Annotated in this window: 14 protein-coding genes; all 14 read right to left on the bottom strand. The window is 62.7% G+C overall.

The genetic code is table 11. The features are described 5' to 3' along the window. Positions 1-12 precede the first annotated feature (12 nt). On the bottom strand, positions 13-1,227 hold the full coding sequence (locus NQ018_RS03385; RefSeq protein WP_257058430.1) for a phosphoglycerate kinase: 1,215 nt from the start codon (positions 1,225-1,227) through the stop codon (positions 13-15). A 150-nt stretch (positions 1,228-1,377) separates the two neighbouring features. Next, on the bottom strand, positions 1,378-2,382 hold the full coding sequence (gene gap, locus NQ018_RS03380; RefSeq protein WP_257038769.1) for a type I glyceraldehyde-3-phosphate dehydrogenase: 1,005 nt from the start codon (positions 2,380-2,382) through the stop codon (positions 1,378-1,380). 394 nt (positions 2,383-2,776) lie between these two features. Then, positions 2,777-3,763: a DNA-binding protein WhiA gene (gene whiA, locus NQ018_RS03375; RefSeq protein WP_257038768.1), complete on the bottom strand. Its 987-nt coding sequence runs from the start codon at positions 3,761-3,763 to the stop codon at positions 2,777-2,779. A 126-nt stretch (positions 3,764-3,889) separates the two neighbouring features. After that, positions 3,890-4,888 carry a gluconeogenesis factor YvcK family protein gene (locus tag NQ018_RS03370; protein ID WP_257058428.1) on the bottom strand — a complete coding sequence of 333 codons (999 nt, stop codon included), beginning with the start codon at positions 4,886-4,888 and terminating at the stop codon, positions 3,890-3,892. Positions 4,889-4,901: 13 nt separating this feature from the next. Then, on the bottom strand, positions 4,902-5,813 hold the full coding sequence (gene rapZ / locus NQ018_RS03365; RefSeq protein ID WP_257058425.1) for an RNase adapter RapZ: 912 nt from the start codon (positions 5,811-5,813) through the stop codon (positions 4,902-4,904). 73 nt (positions 5,814-5,886) lie between these two features. Further along, positions 5,887-7,938, bottom strand: coding sequence for an excinuclease ABC subunit UvrC (gene uvrC / locus NQ018_RS03360; RefSeq protein ID WP_257058422.1), 2,052 nt, complete (start codon positions 7,936-7,938; stop codon positions 5,887-5,889). A 66-nt stretch (positions 7,939-8,004) separates the two neighbouring features. Then, positions 8,005-8,580, bottom strand: a complete 576-nt coding sequence (locus NQ018_RS03355) for a PH domain-containing protein (RefSeq protein WP_257058419.1) — start codon at positions 8,578-8,580, stop codon at positions 8,005-8,007. A gap of 154 nt (positions 8,581-8,734) precedes the next feature. Continuing rightward, positions 8,735-9,394: a ribulose-phosphate 3-epimerase gene (gene rpe, locus NQ018_RS03350; protein ID WP_257058417.1), complete on the bottom strand. Its 660-nt coding sequence runs from the start codon at positions 9,392-9,394 to the stop codon at positions 8,735-8,737. Between the two features lie 96 nt (positions 9,395-9,490). Then, a complete protein-coding gene (locus NQ018_RS03345; protein WP_257058414.1) occupies positions 9,491-11,032 on the bottom strand; it encodes an RsmB/NOP family class I SAM-dependent RNA methyltransferase in 1,542 nt (513 codons plus the stop codon). Beyond that, entirely contained in the window at positions 11,029-11,961 is a 933-nt protein-coding gene (fmt, locus tag NQ018_RS03340) for a methionyl-tRNA formyltransferase (RefSeq protein ID WP_257058412.1), read from the bottom strand. Before fmt ends, NQ018_RS03345 begins: the two co-directional genes overlap by 4 nt. A 28-nt stretch (positions 11,962-11,989) precedes the next feature. Next, on the bottom strand, positions 11,990-12,508 hold the full coding sequence (def, locus tag NQ018_RS03335; RefSeq protein WP_257058409.1) for a peptide deformylase: 519 nt from the start codon (positions 12,506-12,508) through the stop codon (positions 11,990-11,992). 112 nt (positions 12,509-12,620) lie between these two features. Then, the gene (locus tag NQ018_RS03330) at positions 12,621-14,684 is read right to left on the bottom strand and encodes a primosomal protein N' (protein ID WP_257058407.1); all 2,064 of its coding nucleotides are present in this window, start codon (positions 14,682-14,684) and stop codon (positions 12,621-12,623) included. A gap of 65 nt (positions 14,685-14,749) precedes the next feature. After that, a complete protein-coding gene (locus tag NQ018_RS03325) occupies positions 14,750-15,355 on the bottom strand; it encodes a riboflavin synthase (protein ID WP_257058622.1) in 606 nt (201 codons plus the stop codon). Positions 15,356-15,451: 96 nt separating this feature from the next. Beyond that, a complete protein-coding gene (gene metK, locus NQ018_RS03320) occupies positions 15,452-16,678 on the bottom strand; it encodes a methionine adenosyltransferase (RefSeq protein WP_257061370.1) in 1,227 nt (408 codons plus the stop codon). Position 16,679: the final 1 nt, after the last annotated feature.

The following is a 16,679-nucleotide window of genomic DNA, read 5'->3' as shown; positions in this document are numbered from 1 at the left end:
GTTCGGGGAGATTTAGGATTCCAGGACCTCAACGCCTGGCAGTTGCTTGCCTTCCAGGAACTCCAGGGAGGCGCCGCCACCTGTGGAAATGTGGCTGAAGCCGTCCTCGCGCAGGCCCAGTAGGCGGACCGCTGCAGCGGAGTCGCCGCCGCCAACCACGGAGAAGGCGCCGTCAGAAGTTGCCTCGATGATTGCCTCTGCAACGCCGCGGGTGCCCTTGGAGAAGGCTGCGAACTCGAACACGCCCATTGGGCCATTCCAGAACACAGTCTTTGCGGACTTCAGTACCTCAGCGTATGCGGATACGGACTCCGGTCCGATATCGAGGGACATCCAGCCCTCTGGGATGGCGTCGATTGCCACGATCTGGGTGTCTGCGTCCTCGGCAAAGCCGGAAGCAGCAGTGAGGTCTACTGGCAGAACCAGCTTGTCGCCGAACTCCTCGAGCAGCGCCTTGCACTTTTCGATCTGCTCTTCCTGCAGCAGGGACTCCTGCACGTTGATGCCCTGGGCAGCGAGGAAGGTGTAGCACATGCCGCCGCCGATGATCACCTTGTCTGCCTTTGCAGCCAGGGCTTCGATCACGCCGAGCTTGTCGGAAACCTTGGCACCACCGAGCACCACAGCGTATGGGCGCTCTGGGTTGGAGGCCACCTTGTCCAGCACCTCGATCTCAGCCTGAACCAGGGTGCCTGCGTAGTGTGGCAGACGCTTGGCTACGTCGTACACGGAGGCCTGTGCGCGGTGCACCACGCCGAAGCCGTCGGAAACAAACGCGCCGTTTTCTGCGGCCAAGGCCACGAGCTGGTCGGCGAACTCCCCACGCTCGGCCTCGTCCTTGGAGGTCTCGCGGGGGTCGAAACGGACGTTTTCCAGCAGGAGGATGTCACCGTCGTTGAGGCCGTTGGCGCGCTCGTGTGCGTCCTCGCCAACAACGTCACCGGCGAGTGCGACGTACTGGCCGAGGGCCTCGGTGAGTGCCTCAGCAACTGGGGCGAGGGAGTACTTCTCGTTGACCTCGCCCTTTGGGCGGCCAAGGTGGGCCATCAGGATCACGCGTGCGCCAGCCTCAGACAGCGCCTGGATGGTGGGCAGGGATGCAGTGATACGGCCAGCGTCGGTAATTTCACGGGCGTCGTTGAGCGGCACGTTGAAATCGGAGCGGACCAGAACGTGGCGGCCTTCAACGCCTTCGTCGAGCAGGTCTTTCAAAGACTTTACGGACACAATAATCTCCTTTATTGGTGTGTGTTTAAGGAAAACCCCTGGGGTGTACCACGGTAGGCACACCCCAGGGGTTGGGGTGGTAGGCGGGTTTACACTCGCCCACCCCGCCGTGTCAGTGCCAGTGGCGGCACTGTTGAACGGCGTGGAGTATTAGAGGCGCTCTGCCACGTACTCGGTCAGGGTAACGAGCTGGTTGGAGTAGCCCCACTCGTTGTCGTACCAGGACACAACCTTCACCTGGTCGCCGATAACCTTGGTCAGGCCAGCGTCGAAGATGGATGGGTGTGGATCGGTCACGATGTCGGTGGACACGATTGGGTCCTCCGTGTAGGAGAGGATGCCCTTGAGCTCGCCCTCAGCAGCCTTCTTGATGATCTCGTTGACCTCTTCCACGGTGGTCTCACGGGAAGCGGTGAAGGTGAGGTCGGTTGCGGAACCGGTGATGGTTGGAACGCGCATTGCGAAGCCGTCCAGCTTGCCCTTGAGCTCTGGGAGCACCAGTGCAACAGCCTTGGCAGCGCCGGTGGAGGTTGGCACGATGTTCACGGCTGCTGCGCGTGCGCGGCGCAGGTCGCTGTGAGGTGCATCCTGGAGGCGCTGGTCGCCGGTGTATGCGTGGATGGTGGTCATGAGGCCGCGCTCGATGCCCAGGCCGTCATTCAGAGCCTTAGCCAGTGGTGCAAGGCAGTTGGTGGTGCAGGAAGCGTTGGAGATGATGTTGTGCTTCTCTGGATCGTAATCGGTGTGGTTCACGCCCACAACGAAGGTTGCATCCTCGTTCTTTGCTGGTGCAGAGATGATGACCTTCTTGGCGCCGGCGTCGATGTGAGCCTTTGCTGCCTCTGCATTGGTGAAGAAGCCGGTGGACTCAACAACGATGTCCACGCCGAGGTCGCCCCACTTGAGGTCCTTTGGATCGCGCTCTGCGAACACGGTGATCTTCTGGCCGTCAACGGTGATGGACTCGTCGTCGAAGGTCACTTCCTTGCCCAGGCGGCCGAGGACGGAGTCGTACTTCAGCAGGTGAGCGAGGGTCTTGTTGTCGGTCAGGTCGTTGACTGCAACAACCTCGAAGTTGGAGCCACGCTCTTGAGCTGCACGGAAGAAGTTGCGGCCGATGCGGCCAAAACCGTTGATACCTACGCGGATAGTCACTTAGTACTCCTCAAAGTTGAGTGTTAGAAAATCTGGAGGTCGAGTTCCCGGCCAATCTTTCCCGGTCAAGCGGTGTGTGATTGCGTTGTTTTTGTTCCGGTTACTCGCCTGAACCTCACAAAGCACAGTCTAGCGACGGCAGTGGACTCGCGCAGGGGTTGCGGGAATGTTCGCCGCCGAGCGCTTCCGACGTCACCAAATCGCCGTGTACGTAAATGTGGCTTTTGTTTGGTTTATGTCCGTTTCGCACAGCACTTTTCCCTGTGGCCACACCCCCGAATGTGGGAGGAAATGGGCGTCGGCAAACATGGGGCACCGTGAAGGTTTCCGATCTATCACAGCAAACACGCCGTTGTGAAGCTTGTCACAACGGCGTGTTTTTGTGTGTTAGACACTACATCTGGTCCATGAGCTCGTCGGTCACCGCATGGTTGGTGTCCGGAATGCCCAAGGCAGCGGCACGCTTGTCCGCAAGTTCCAGGAGCCTGCGCACGCGGCCGGCAACGGCGTCTTTGGTGATTTGGGGATCGGAAAGCTTGCCCAGCTCCTCCAGTGAGGCCTGCCGGTGCTGCACGCGCAATTGCCCAGCTTGGGCAAGGTGGTCCGGCACATCATCCCCGAGGATCGCCATGGCCCGTTCCACGCGGGCGGCGGTCGCCACTGCTGCCCTAGCTGAACGCCGCAGGTTGGCGTCGTCAAAATTTGCCAGCCTGTTGCTGCCCGGTCGGGTGGTGCTGCGCTTGCGCTTCTTGTCCCACTGGAGCCGCGTTGCATGCGCGCCCATGCGGGAGAGCAGCGCGCCTACTGCCTCGCCGTCGCGCAGATACACCTTCTCCACTGCCCTGCTCTCTTTGGTCTTCGCGGTCAGCCCCAGCCGACGTGCACAGCCGACCAACGCCATCGAGGCTTCCTGGCTCGGGCAGGAGACTTCAAGCCCGGCGGTGCGGCCGGGGTCAGAAAGGTGCCCTGCTGCGAGGAAGGCGCCGCGCCAGGCGGCCTCGGCGTCGGTAATCGTGCCGGTGATCACTGCTGGCGGCAAGCCGAGCACCAAGTGACCGCTGCGGGTCACCAAACCAACACGGCGGACCAGGGAATCCGCCCCTTCAGTGATACGCACCAAGTGCCGGGGCACCTTTCGCTGCGTGGAGGTCCCTAGGTCCAGCACCGTGGCTGAAATCTCAAACAGGTCTGCGATCTCGGCTGCGAGCCGGCGCGCGGCTTGCGCGTGATCCAGTTCCACTTCCACCACCAGGCTGTCCGCCACAATGTTCATCGATCCGGCAAAGCGGATAAGTGCAGCGATCTCCGCGATCCGCGAGGACTGGCGGGTGGACTGCACCTTCACCAGCTCATCTTTGACCTGGGTGGACAACATCTGCATAGAACTTCAAACCCCTTGCAACAAAACTTGCAGACCAACATGTGCGCGTGCATCTGCGCTCCGGCGCGCACCACCGCGCACTGTAGCTTTTGCATTGTAGCTGCTGGGCGCGCGCGAACCTACTCCCTACGCATTTCCATTGCCGTTTTCGCCCGCGAGCTCTCGGCGCAGCGCATCGGCCAGCTTGGCTGGGCTGTGGCGGTCCGTGGTGCGCCCGCGTTCGTCGAGCTCCCGCAGGTCATAGCAGGACACCCTGGCACCGAGCGCCGCAGCCGCGCGCTCCAGGTGCTTGCGCTCGACCTCATTGCCCAGCATGGAGGAATCCACCAACACCACATCGGCTTGAATACCGTTGGCGTGCTGGGAAAGCACATGGAGGTGACGCTCGGCGCTGAACCCCGCGGTCTCCCCCGGTTCCGGATTGAGGTTGAGCACCACCACGCGCAAGGCGTTGGAATTGTTAATGGCCTGTGGGATACCGGGGACCAACACGTGCGGGATCACGCTGGAGAACCAGGAACCCGGACCTAAGGTGATGAGGTCTGCGGCGGCAATCGCCTCAAGTGCCTCCGGCAACGGCTCCGGGTTTTCCGGGAACACGCGCACCCGGCGCACCGTGCCCGGCGTGGAGGCAACCGCCACCTGCCCGCGGACTTCACGCATGATCCGCGGGTCATCTTCCAGTCCGCCAACCTCTGCGGCGATCTCCAAAGCCTCGTTGCACACTGGCAGCACCCTGCCCTCGGTGCGCATGAGTTTGGCCACCATGTCCAGGGACTGCAGCTCGGAGCCGGTGATTTCCACCAGCCCCGCGATGAGCAGGTTACCCACCGCGTGGCCGGCAAGCGCCCCGTGCCCGCTGAAACGATGCTGGAGAGCCTGCTCCCAAAGGGCGCCCTCATCGTCGAAAGGCGCGAGAGCCGCGAGAGCCATCCGCAGGTCCCCCGGCGGGATTTGGCCGAGCTCGCGGCGGATGCGGCCGGAGGAGCCGCCGTCATCGGCAACGGTCACCACCGCGTTGATGGAGGCGGGTTTGAGCAGCCGCACAGCGCGCAGCGTTTGGAACAACCCGTGGCCACCGCCAAGGCTCACCACATTCGGCTGGGAACAATCTGTCTGGTTCATCTGCGCCCTTGCCTTAGTTCCGGGAAATGTCGCGGTGATTGACGGTGACGTCGAGGTCGCCGCGTTCCCGAAGGCGCGCGCCGATCTCCTCAGCGATTGCCACGCTGCGGTGATGCCCGCCGGTGCACCCCACGGACACGGTAATGAAGTTCTTGCCCTCATGGATAAAGCCCGAGCGCATGTTGTCAAACATCGCGATGAAGTTGTTCAGGAACTCCTCGGTGTGCTCCTGGGAGAGCACATAATCACTCACTGGCTTGTCCACGCCGCGGAAGGGGCGCAGCTCCGGAACCCAGAAGGGGTTGGGCAAGAAGCGCACGTCCAGCATGATGTCCGTATCGCGCGGCGAGCCGTGCTTGAAGCCAAAGGACTGGATGGTCACGTGCGGTGCCTTGGTGGCAATCGAGGAGAAGTTGGACTCGATGGCGCGGCGGAGATCGTGCACCGAAAGGTCAGAGGTATCAATGATCACATCGGCGTTTTCCCGCAGGGTAGACATGATTTCTCGTTCCCGCTCGATCCCCACAAGCAGGGTGCCGTTGCCCTGCAGCGGGTGGGTGCGGCGCACGTTGTCAAAGCGTTTGATCAGTACGTCGTCGCGGGCATCCATGAACAGCACCAGGGGCTGATTGCCCTTTGCGGCAAGCGTAGAAATCACCTGCTCAAGATTGCCGGCAAAGGCCAGGGAGCGCACGTCGGACACTACGGCGATCCGCTCCACTGGTGATGTTGCGGTGCGGGCCATCTCCACCAGTTCCGTGACCATCACCGCCGGGATGTTCTGGGCCACGAACCAGCCCATATCCTCCAGCACCCTGCCCGCAGAGCTCAGGCCGGCGCCGGAAAGCCCGGTGATCAAAATCGGCGGAATCTGGGCTTTGTCTTGGCCTTGTCCGTTGGTTACTTCCTCAGCGTGCGCACTCATGGCCGCCATTCTACTTCCAAAAAACGCCCGCGCCGCGCGCTTCCCGCCTGCCATCGGCGAAACTCCTGTACCGCTAGCTTTGCGGATGCAGCGCGTCAAACACGTTTTGCGCGAGCGCCGGGCCAAACCCCTTTACCGCCGCAATTTCCTCCACGCTGGCCTGCTTAAGCTGCTTCAGCGAGCCAAAGTGGCGCACCAACTCCCTGCGGCGCACCTGGCCCAGGCCCTTCACATTGTCCAGCTCAGAGGCCTTCATGCGCTTAGAGCGCTGCTGGCGGTGGAATTGGATGGCAACCCGGTGGGCTTCGTCACGGATCTGTTGAATCAGGAACAGGGCCTGCGAGTTACGCGGCAGAATGACGGGATAGGGGTCGTTGGGCAGCCAGACCTCCTCCAAGCGTTTGGCTATGCCGATCAGGGTGACGTCGGAAATCTCCAGCTCATCGAGCACTGCCTGCGCCGCCTGGACCTGCGGCTGCCCGCCGTCAACGATGAAGAGCTGCGGAGGATACGCAAAACGACGTTTCCCGGTGGGCTGATCTTCCGTCTGGATATCAGTGAACTCGGTTTCCTCCGGGACCGCCATCTTGTCCTCGTGATAGCGCGCAAAGCGCCTGCGGGTGACCTCGGCAATGGAACCAACGTCATTGCTGCGGCCTTCACCTGCGGCTTCCTTGATGTGGTAGCGCCGGTAGTCCTGCTTTTTCGGCAACCCATCCTCAAAGACCACCAGCGAGGCCACCACGTCCGTGCCCTGGATGTGCGAGATATCCGTGCACTCGATGCGCAGCGGCACCTGGTCCATCTCCAGGTACTCCTGAATGTCCGCGAGTGCCTGGGAACGCGCACTGAGGTCCCCCACACGTTTCAGTTTGTGCTGCTTCAACGTCTCCTGAGCATTCCGTGCAACAGTGTCCATGAGGGTGCGTTTGTCTCCGCGCTGCGGCACCCGCACATCCACCTGGGCACCGCGCAACTTGGAAAGCACCTCGGCCGTCGCCGCAACATCCGTTGGCTCGATGCCCACCAACACTTCCTTGGGGATCACAGTTCCAGCACCAGATCGCGCAGCCGATCCCCTGCCAGCGCCGGTGCCTGCGGCAAGCGCCTTCAGGGATTCTTTGTCCACGCCGCGCCGCGCGACCTTTGCCTCGCGCTGCTGGGTGTGGGCTTCCTGGTCAACGAGGTCGGTGTAAAAGGTCACTAGGAAGGTTTGGAGCTGCTCGGCAAGGTCCTCTGGGCGATCGCTGGTGCGCTCGATGATCCAGCCGCGCTGGCCTTTCACCCTGCCCTGGCGGACGTGGAAGAGCTGGATAGCTGCCTCCAACTCGTCTGCGGCCACCGCGAAGACGTCGGCGTCAGTCCCGTCACCAAGCACGATGGCCTGTTGCTCAGTGATTTTTTGCACGGCCTGCAGGTCATCGCGCAGCCGGGCAGCCTTCTCAAAGTCCAGCTCTTCTGCAGCTTGGTTCATCTGCTCGGTGAGGCTGCGCACCACCTCATTGGTATGGCCGGCCATGAAGGAGCAGAACCCGTCCACGATTTCGCGGTGCTCGGCCTCGCTCACGCGGCCCACGCAGGGCGCTGCGCACTTATCGATGTACCCCATCAGGCAGGGCCGCCCCAGTGCTTCATGGCGGCGGAACACCCCGGATGCACAGGTGCGCATGGGGAAGACTTTGGTGAGAACATCGATTGTTTCCCGCACCGCCCAGGCGTGGGAGTATGGGCCGAAGTATCGCACGCCCTTGCGCTGGGCACCGCGATAGAAAAACGCCCTGGGAAAGCGCTCCCCCACAGTAACCGCCAGCACCGGATAGGACTTATCATCGCGGTACTTCACGTTGAAGCGCGGATCGTACTTCTTGATCCACGTGTACTCCAACTGCAGCGCCTCTACCTCGCTACCCACCACTGTCCAAGCTACGGAGGAGGCGGTGGTCACCATCTGGCGGGTGCGCGGGTGCAGTTGGCTCAGGTCCTGGAAGTAGTTGGAGAGCCTGGCCCGCAGATTTTTGGCTTTGCCAACGTAAATCACCGTGCCGCTTGGGTCACGGAACATGTAGACGCCCGGCTGCGTAGGGATGCTCCCTGAAGCCGGGCGGTAGGTGGTGGGATCTGCCACAGTGGCGGGAATCCTTCCTTAAGCTGAAACCTGCTTGGAACTGCAGTGTTGGAAGCTGCGTTGAGGCTAGTCCTCCGGCATGTACTGAGCTTCAAGTGTGCGGAAGGCTTCTACGGCCCGAAGGCAGTCCACGCCGTCCGCCGCCTGCAGCGCCCACAGCGGCACGTATTCGAACTCCGGCAGCTCCAGGCGGGCAACCTTGGCTCCCTCTGGGAAGTTCAGGCCGTAAACCACGCTCCACGGATAGAAGCGGCTACCAATGAAGTTCTGCACCTGGACTCCGTCTTCATTTGCCCGCAGGCGCGGACGGCGCAACGCTACAAACGCCAGTGCCGCAAACAACACGCCCACCAGGAAGTAGCCCCACTGGTCCACCAGGGTCACGGTGGTTCCGGTGTCGCCGATCGCCACCACAATGGCCAGGAAGATGTGCACCGCAAGGATCACCACTGCGGCAATAATCGCGAGTGTATTCATGCGTCGCGACGCCACCTCCAGGCGCCACGGCCGCGTGGTCGTCAACGCCGCGTCGGCGGCAACGTAGCGCTGGACTTCTGCGTCACTGAGAACTTTGCTCCCCTGGCCAGCTCGGCGCTGGTCGGGGGTCGGCGCCTCGTCGGCAGAATGTGCGTGGGGTTCCATTGTCGAGCTTCCTCTTCCCTGCTGCGGGTGAACATCGAGTGGGGTGCTGCGGCGCACTGGCAAACAGCACCCAAACAGCACCCCCAAACAGCACCATTGTGCCACTGCACGCGGCGGAGTGCGAACAGCCAACCGGCGGTTTCCGCGCTGTGTGTTAGCGGCTGGCGAGCTTGCGCAGCTCATCCACCGCCTGCGCGGGGCTTGGCTTGCCGTACACGGCGGAACCCGCCACGAAGGCGTCACAACCGGCCTCGGCGGCCTGGGCGATGGTGTCTGCGGAGATGCCGCCGTCGATCTCAATGATGACGTCCAAGCCGCGTTCATCGATCGCCGTGCGCAGCGTGCGCACCTTGGCAAGCTGATCCGGCATGAAGGACTGGCCACCAAAGCCCGGCTCCACGCTCATTACCAGCACTTCATCGAACTCCTCCAGCATGTCCAGGTAGGGCTCGATAGGCGTGCCGGGCTTCACGGAGAACCCCGCGCGCACTCCAGCGCTGCGCAGGGTGCGGGCCAGGGCCACTGGATCATCCGTGGCTTCCACATGGAAAATCACGCAGTGCGCACCGGCGTCGATGTAGTGCTGCACCCACTTCTCCGGAGCCTCAATCATCAGGTGCACATCCAACGGCAAAGAGGTGGACTTGTGCACCGCCTTGGTCACATCCGGGCCAAAGGACAGGTTGGGGACGAAGTGCCCATCCATGATGTCCACGTGGATCCAGTCCGCATTGCTCACCGCCTCCACCTCGGTGCCGAGCTTGCTAAAGTCCGCCGCCAAGATTGATGGCGCGATAATTGGTTTGCGTTGCATATTGTCCACCTTCACCATTTGAACTTGAGTACCGGAGCGCCTCAAGAAGCAACCTGCACTTCCACCAGGGTACAACCGAGCCGATCTTTAGTGCATTTATTGTGTGCCTTTCGGGGAGCGCTTGAGCACCGCGAAGAACATCGCGTCGGTACCGTGGCGGTGCGGCCACATCTGCACAGACAGCTCCTCGCCAGTGTCCTCCATCCCGGCGGCAAGGGGACGGGCGGGAAGTTCTTGTACGTCCGCGAACTCGGGGTTGGCCAACACATGGCTCAATACTTCCCTCGTTTCCCGCAGATCCGGCGAGCAGGTGGAGTACACCACCACACCACCGGGGCGCACCAGACGCAGCGCGGAGCTCAACAGCTCCTGCTGCAGGCTTTGCAGCGGGAGGATGTCCTCCTCCTGCTTCTTCCACCGGGCCTCTGGCCTGCGGCGCAAGGCACCGAGGCCGCTACAGGGGGCGTCCACGAGAATGCGGTCAAAGCTGGCGGCTGGAAAATCGGGGTTCCGGCCGTCAGCGGTGTGCACCACCACGGGCAGATCGCCCACTGCTTTTTGGATGAGTTGAGCGCGGTGCGGGGAAACCTCCACCGCATCCACCGTGGCGCCCTCTATTCGGGCAAGTGCCCCCAAAAGCACGGCCTTTCCACCAGGACCCGCACAAAGATCAAGCCACTTACCTTGATCATCGCCGTCGATCGGTGCCGTAGCCAAAGCCCGGGCGATGATTTGGGAGCCCTCATCCTGGACGCCCGCCAAACCCTGGCGCACGGGCTCAACATCACTCGGGGAACCACCCTCCAGGTACACGGCATAGGGGGAATACTTGCCTTGCTCACCACCCGTGATCAGCGCCAACTCCTCTGCGGTGATCTCGCCCGGCCGCGCAACCAGGTGCACGCTTGGGCGTTGTGAATCAGCCTCGAGCGCCTGCTGTAGCTCCCCGATGCCCACCACCTTGGAGAAGCTGTGCGCAATCCACTCCGGGTGGGCGTAGCGAAACGCCAGCGCCGCTACCTCACCAGCAGGGGTGAGCTTGTTCAGCCACTGCTCGCGGGAGCTGCGGGAAATCGTGCGCAGGATGCCGTTTACAAACCCTTTGGCCCGCTCCTGGCCCAAACCTTCCACGATCCGCACTGAGGTATCTACCGCAGCGTAGCGATCCACCCTGGTGTACAGCAGTTGGTACGCACCAAGGCGCAAAGCCGCCGCCACCTCGGGCGCCATCTGCGCAACAAGGCGCGAGGCGCAGTCATTGATCACCGCGTCCAGCACGCCCTGCTGGCGCAGCGTGCCATAGGTGAGTTCCGTGGCAAAGGCGGCATCGCGTCCCTTCACACGGGCTGAGCGCAGCAGCGCTGGGAGGGTGAGGTTGGCGTAAGCGCCTTCCTGAGCCACTCGAAGCAGCACCTCCACCGCCACGCAGCGCGGGATGTCCACCCCAGGAATGCGCTGGAAGTCGCCCCGGCGCTGGCTGCTTCCCTCCCCGCGGGAGCGTGTGATCTTGCCGGGCGCTGCCTGGCGTTGGGATTGCGGCGCTTGGCGACGTCGGGAAGGCTCCCTCCGCTCGCTGTTGCTTGCGCCTTGCGGACCCTGGTCAGACGTGCGTGCCCGCGAACGAAAACCGCCGCTCATGCAAACCTCTCTTCAACGTGGCCAACGCCGCGACCCCACGCTGCAGCATCCATCATTTTCTTGCCCTGGGGCTGCAGGGTGGTGAGGCGGACGTCGTAGCTTCCGGTTCCTACAACTACCTGCTGTTTTTCAATGCGCATTGCGCCTGCTTCGAGGGAGTCCTCCTTCAACAGAAGTACCGGTCCGAGCTTGACGCGGGCCTCGCCGAGCATCGCCCATGCGCCTGGCGCCGGGGTGACGGAACGGATGAGGCGGTCAATTTCCTCGGCGGGTGCGGAGAAGTCCACGTGTGCGTCGGCGGGAAGGATCTTTGGTGCGTAGGTACCTTCCCCCGGTTGGGGCTGCGGGGTGAGCGAGCCGTTTGCAAGGCCATCCATGGTGCGCACCAACAGATCAGCGCCACTGTAAGCGAGCCTGGTGAGCAGGTCATCTGCAGTATCTAGTGGCTGGATCTCTTCTTGGAGCGTTGCCAAGATGGGGCCGGTATCAAGGCCCTCATCGATCCGGAAGGTGGTGGCACCAGTGAGCGAATCACCCGCGCGAATCGCTGCTTGCACTGGCGCGGCGCCACGCCAAGAAGGGAGCAGCGAAAAGTGCAGGTTCACCCAGCCGTGCGGCACCGCTTCCAGCAAGTCCGGGGTGACAAGGTTGCCATAGGCCACCACTGGAATGCAGTCCGGAGCGATGTCTGCGAGTGCCACTCGGAACTGCTCGCCGTCCGGAGTACCGGGTTTGATAGTGGCAGGCTTCAGCGTGGGAATCCCGTGCTCACGGGCCAGGGCCGCAACCGGGGATTCCACAAGTTTCCGGCCGCGCCCCTTTGGCGCATCCGGGCGGGTAAGCACCGCTGCAACCTCGTGCTCACTGCGCAGCAGGGCCTGGAGGGCAACCACTGCCGGTTCGGGTGTTCCTGCAAAAAGTAGGCGCATCTTCATCACTCCCCAAAAAGTCTGCGGATCAACCGCGCGGCTCCTGGTTCCACTCGGCGTTACGCAGCTCAGCCATGGCCTCTTTGCGCAGCTCAGGACTCAGGCGCTTAAGGAACAAAATGCCATCAAGGTGGTCTGTCTCATGCTGGATGCAGCGCGCCATTAACCCGCTGGCCACCATGGACACTGGGTTGCCGTCCTTATCCTGGCCGCTGACCTTCACCGTCTGGAAACGCTCGGTGTCTTTTTGCACACCTGGGATGGACAAACAGCCTTCCTGGTCGATCTGGGTTTCCTCGCCGATCGCTTCCCACACGGGGTTGACGATGTGCCCTCGCAGCCCCTCTTCAATATGGGAGCAGTCGTACACGAACACCCGCTTGGTCACACCAACCTGGTTCGCCGCAAGGCCAACGCCGCCGGCCTCATCCATCGTCTCCAGCATGTCATCAATCAGGTGCTCAAGTGCGGCGTCGAACTCCGTCACCTCCTGCGCGCGGGTACGAAGAACTGGATCACCGAACATGCGGATTGGGCGGGTTGCCATATGGAAACAGCTTTCCTTTCAACAAAAAATTGGGTCAGGCGCGGGCGAGCCATGCACTCGTGAGCGTGCTGTGTGGCGTCCAGCGCGGCACCTGCGAAGAAACACTGCAATCCTACCCCACCTTGATGGGGTCTACTTGGATGCGCAGTGGAAGGTCCTGCTTGCGCATCGCCCGCGCCATCGAGGCCGCCCGCAGTGCCGAGCCCAAGTCATTGCGGTGGCGCAGCGGACTGCGGATAAGGAGGCGCATTGGTGGGCCGGCTACCTGCTCGTTGTACTGCCCAGGCAGGCGCACCCCTGGGGGCAGGTCCACCGGCCCGAGCACCTCCGCGTGTTCGGGCAAATCCACCAGTTCCAGGAACTCTTCAAGAGCTGCTGATGGCCCGTCCACCGCCGCCATGTGCGCCGCCGGGGGGAAGTGTACTTCTTTGCGTTGCGCGAGTTCTCGCTGAGCGGCGCCCACCATGTCCCAGCGAATCAACGCCTGCACGGCGGGCAGACCAGGGTCAGCCACCACAATCACCTCCCCGCCTTTGCGGCCGGGTTCCACCATGCTCGCCGCATGCGCCCACTGGGCCAGGGTGAGTTCGGTGGCGCGAAGATCCTGGCGGCCAAGCAACGCCCAAGTGTCCAGCAACACCACGGCGCCATAGGTTCCCTTGGGTTCCCCGCCGGGGGTGGCAATCACGAGGCCAGGGCCGGGGGCGAGTTCCTTCGGCAGTGCATCCACGATGCGCTGACCACCGGAAACGATCACCCTCTGTTGCGGAAACGCCCTGCCCAGCTCCTCGGCGGTACGCTGCCCGCCCAAAACCACCGCGCGGATCTTGTCGGAGCCGCACTGCCCGCAGCGCATGTGGGCGTCGGGACGGCCGCACCATCTGCACGTCGGTAGGGCGGGAGTTTCCCCGCCGGCGCCACCGATTCCCGTGTTCGCGCCTGGTTCCGACGCCGCGGGCAGCCCCATCGGCCCTGCGCAGGTTCGGCAGCGGGCTGGGGCACGGCACACTCCGCAGGCAAGGGATGGAACATAGCCTTTCCGTGGAACTTGGAAGAGCACGGGCATTCCTCGCTCGAGGGCGCTGCGTGCAGCGGCAAACGCCCTGGCCGGGATGCGCGCCTGGCGTGCCATGGGGTCACGTTCCAGCTCGCGGTCGGTTTCCCCCACCGCGTGGATTGCGGGTTGCCTGGTGCGGATGGTATCCCTGGAGCCCACTAGATCATGCGCCCACCCGGATTCCACCAGCAATTGGGCCTCCGCGGTGCGCGAGAAAGAGCCGATCACCAGGGAGCATCCCTCGATGGAACTGCGGGTAGTGAGCACCTCACGGGCGTGCTGATAGGGCGCGCGGGGCTCCACCAGGTTTTCGTCCCCATCATCTTTCATGCACACCAGCCCCAAGTTGTGCACCGGGGCGAAGGCGGCGTTGCGAGTACCAATCACAATACGGGCCTGGCCGCGCAGCACACTCAAGTAGCGCCGGTAGCGAGCTTGGGGGCCCAAGGACGCCTGCAGGACCGTCACTTGCTTGGCGCTCACATGGGCGCGCAAGGCTGCTTCCAGGAGATCCAGGTCCCGCTGGTCAGGGACCACAATGAGCACACCAGAACCCCCAAGCGCCACCTTGACCGCGATTGCCGCGTAGGCCTGCGCCCACTGCTCCCCTGGCAGGAATTGCATCACCGCGCGCGCGGTGTGTTTGGCCAGCACCGCGTCCACAAAGCTCGTGCCGTGCTGGTACGAGGCCCACTGGGAGAGGTCAGGCTCCTGGGCGGTGCCGAGTTCCTCCCAGGGTTGGCTAAAATCCACCTGCTCTACGCTGGCGTGGCGTGGCGGAATCGCTGCGCGTAACAGGTCAGCCGTGGTGCCAGCGTAGCGCTGCTTCAAGGACTCCACTAGCTTCTGCAGCACCGGGGGATACACGCGATCCTCCGAGATCACGCGGTCAATCCAGCTCAGGGTGCCCGGATGGTCACTTTCCGCGAGGCGTTCCATCACGATCGCGTCCACCAGGCGCCCATTGAAGCGAATCCTCACGCGCACGCCAGGGTTGCACGCCTCCGAGGAGGCTTCATCCACCAGGTAGTCAAAGGTACGATCCAGGTGACTCACCTGCAGCAACGGAAGCACACGAGCCACCGGAAGGTGCTCTGCGATGCTGCGGGTGTTGGTCATGTGCGTGATTCTAAACCGTGGCTCGGACACGCCGCTACCAAGCGTGAATCTCCTGCGATTAGCCCCTAAAGCACCTGGCCCACGCCTGCCTGCAGCATACTCTCCACATACTTGGCGAGCACGTCCACTTCCACATTCACAAGCTCTCCCACCTGCAGCTTGCCGAAGGTGGTCACCTCCAAAGTGGTGGGAATCAGGGAGACTTCTACCCAGCCCTCACCGACTCCACTCACGGTCAGGGAGGTGCCGTTGAGTGCAATCGAGCCCTTCTCCACCACATAACGCTGCAACTGCGCAGGCAAAGAGAGGCGCAGGACGTCCCAGTGCTCGCTGGGGTTGCGAGAAAGCAGCGTTGCTACACCATCGACGTGACCTTGTACGATGTGCCCGTCCAGCCGGTTGCCAACCTTCACCGCACGCTCCAAATTCACTTGGGCGCCAACGCCTCGGCTACCCAAAGCGGAGCGGTTCAAGGTCTCCTGCATGACGTCCACCTCAAAGCTGTGGGCGTTGTAGGCCACAACCGTGAGGCACACGCCGTCTACTGCAATTGAGTCGCCGTGACCCACGGCTTCCAACACCGCACGGCCTGTGATCCTCAAACGCAAGGAATCTTCAAGCTGGGTGATCGCCTCAATGGCGCCGACTTCCTCCACAATCCCGGTAAACATGACGTCCTTTCCATACAGCGGCAGGTGTTGAGGGAAAATTACTTCCGCCTCGATGGACGCCATGCTACGCGCGAGCAGGAGACGCGCCCCGGCTGCCTAGAGGCCGAGGGCTTTGCGCAGCGCCTCTGCTCGATCGGTGTTCTCCCAGGGCAGATCCAGGTCATCGCGCCCGAAGTGGCCATAAGCCGCGGTGCCTGCATAGATGGGGCGCAGGAGATCAAGCTCACGAATAATAGCGGCGGGGCGAAGATCGAACACCTCCAAGACAGCCTGCTGGATGGCTTCATCGTTGAGTCCGTGAAGGGCGGTGCCGAAAGTCTCCACGTACAGGCCAACCGGCTTTGCGCGGCCAATCGCGTAGGCCACCTGCACCTCAGCGCGCTCGGCGAGGCCCGCGGCCACAATGTTCTTGGCAACCCAGCGCATCGCGTATGCACCGGAACGGTCCACCTTCGAGGGGTCCTTACCGGAGAAGGCGCCACCGCCGTGGCGGGCCATACCGCCATAGGTGTCCACAATGATCTTGCGCCCGGTCAGCCCGGCGTCACCCATGGGCCCGCCGACGATGAAGCTTCCCGAAGGATTCACCAGCAAGTTGTATGGCTGGGCAGCGAGGGTGTTGCTGAGGCCCGCCTGTTCCAGCACCCAGTCCACTACATGCTCCTTGATTTGGGCGTGCAGCCATTCTTGGGTGACCTCTGGGTCATGTTGGGTGGACACCACCACGGTATCCAGGTACACAGGCTTGCCCTCCTTGTTGTAGGCCAAGGTCACCTGGGTCTTGCCGTCGGGGCGAAGGTGGTCCACGATCCCCTCTTTGCGCACCTGGGTGAGGCGGCGGGCGAGCGCGTGGGCAAGGTCAATAGGCAGCGGCATGAGGTTGGCCGTCTCATTGGTGGCGTAGCCAAACATCAGGCCCTGGTCTCCCGCGCCCGCCTGGTCCAGATCATCGGTCTGCTCACCGGAACGAACCTCATGGGAGTTGTCCACGCCAGAACCGATCTCCGCAGACTGTTCACCAATGGACACACTCACGCCACAGGTGGTGCCGTCAAAGCCAACGTCTGAGGAAACAAAACCGATCTCACGCAGCTTGTTACGCACCAGCTTGGGGATCTCCACGTAGCCCTTGGTACGCACTTCGCCAACGACGTGCACAATGCCCGTTGTGGTCACCGTTTCCACGGCAACTCGCGCCTGTGGGTCCACGGCGAGCAAAGCGTCCAGGATGGTGTCCGAGATGGCATCGCAGATCTTGTCTGGGTGACCCTCGGTTACGGACTCGCTGGTAAACAGGCGGTACTGCCCTGCTTGGTGTGCCAGT

The organism is Corynebacterium kozikiae, assembly GCF_024580965.1.
Lineage (GTDB): Bacteria > Actinomycetota > Actinomycetes > Mycobacteriales > Mycobacteriaceae > Corynebacterium > Corynebacterium kozikiae.
The sequence above is the reverse complement of the archived record's forward strand: the minus strand, read 5'-3'. Positions and strand labels throughout refer to the sequence as shown.

Excerpts from the sequence above, each read along its gene's own strand:
- whiA (WP_257038768.1), bottom strand. The coding sequence starts at position 3,763 with ATGCAGATGTTGTCCACCCAGGTCAAAGATGAGCTGGTGAAGGTGCAG.
- NQ018_RS03370 (WP_257058428.1), bottom strand. The coding sequence starts at position 4,888 with ATGAACCAGACAGATTGTTCCCAGCCGAATGTGGTGAGCCTTGGCGGT.
- rapZ (WP_257058425.1), bottom strand. The coding sequence starts at position 5,813 with ATGAGTGCGCACGCTGAGGAAGTAACCAACGGACAAGGCCAAGACAAA.
- NQ018_RS03355 (WP_257058419.1), bottom strand. The coding sequence starts at position 8,580 with ATGGAACCCCACGCACATTCTGCCGACGAGGCGCCGACCCCCGACCAG.
- rpe (WP_257058417.1), bottom strand. The coding sequence starts at position 9,394 with ATGCAACGCAAACCAATTATCGCGCCATCAATCTTGGCGGCGGACTTT.
- NQ018_RS03345 (WP_257058414.1), bottom strand. The coding sequence starts at position 11,032 with ATGAGCGGCGGTTTTCGTTCGCGGGCACGCACGTCTGACCAGGGTCCG.
- fmt (WP_257058412.1), bottom strand. The coding sequence starts at position 11,961 with ATGCGCCTACTTTTTGCAGGAACACCCGAACCGGCAGTGGTTGCCCTC.
- def (WP_257058409.1), bottom strand. The coding sequence starts at position 12,508 with ATGGCAACCCGCCCAATCCGCATGTTCGGTGATCCAGTTCTTCGTACC.
- NQ018_RS03330 (WP_257058407.1), bottom strand. The coding sequence starts at position 14,684 with ATGACCAACACCCGCAGCATCGCAGAGCACCTTCCGGTGGCTCGTGTG.
- NQ018_RS03325 (WP_257058622.1), bottom strand. The coding sequence starts at position 15,355 with ATGTTTACCGGGATTGTGGAGGAAGTCGGCGCCATTGAGGCGATCACC.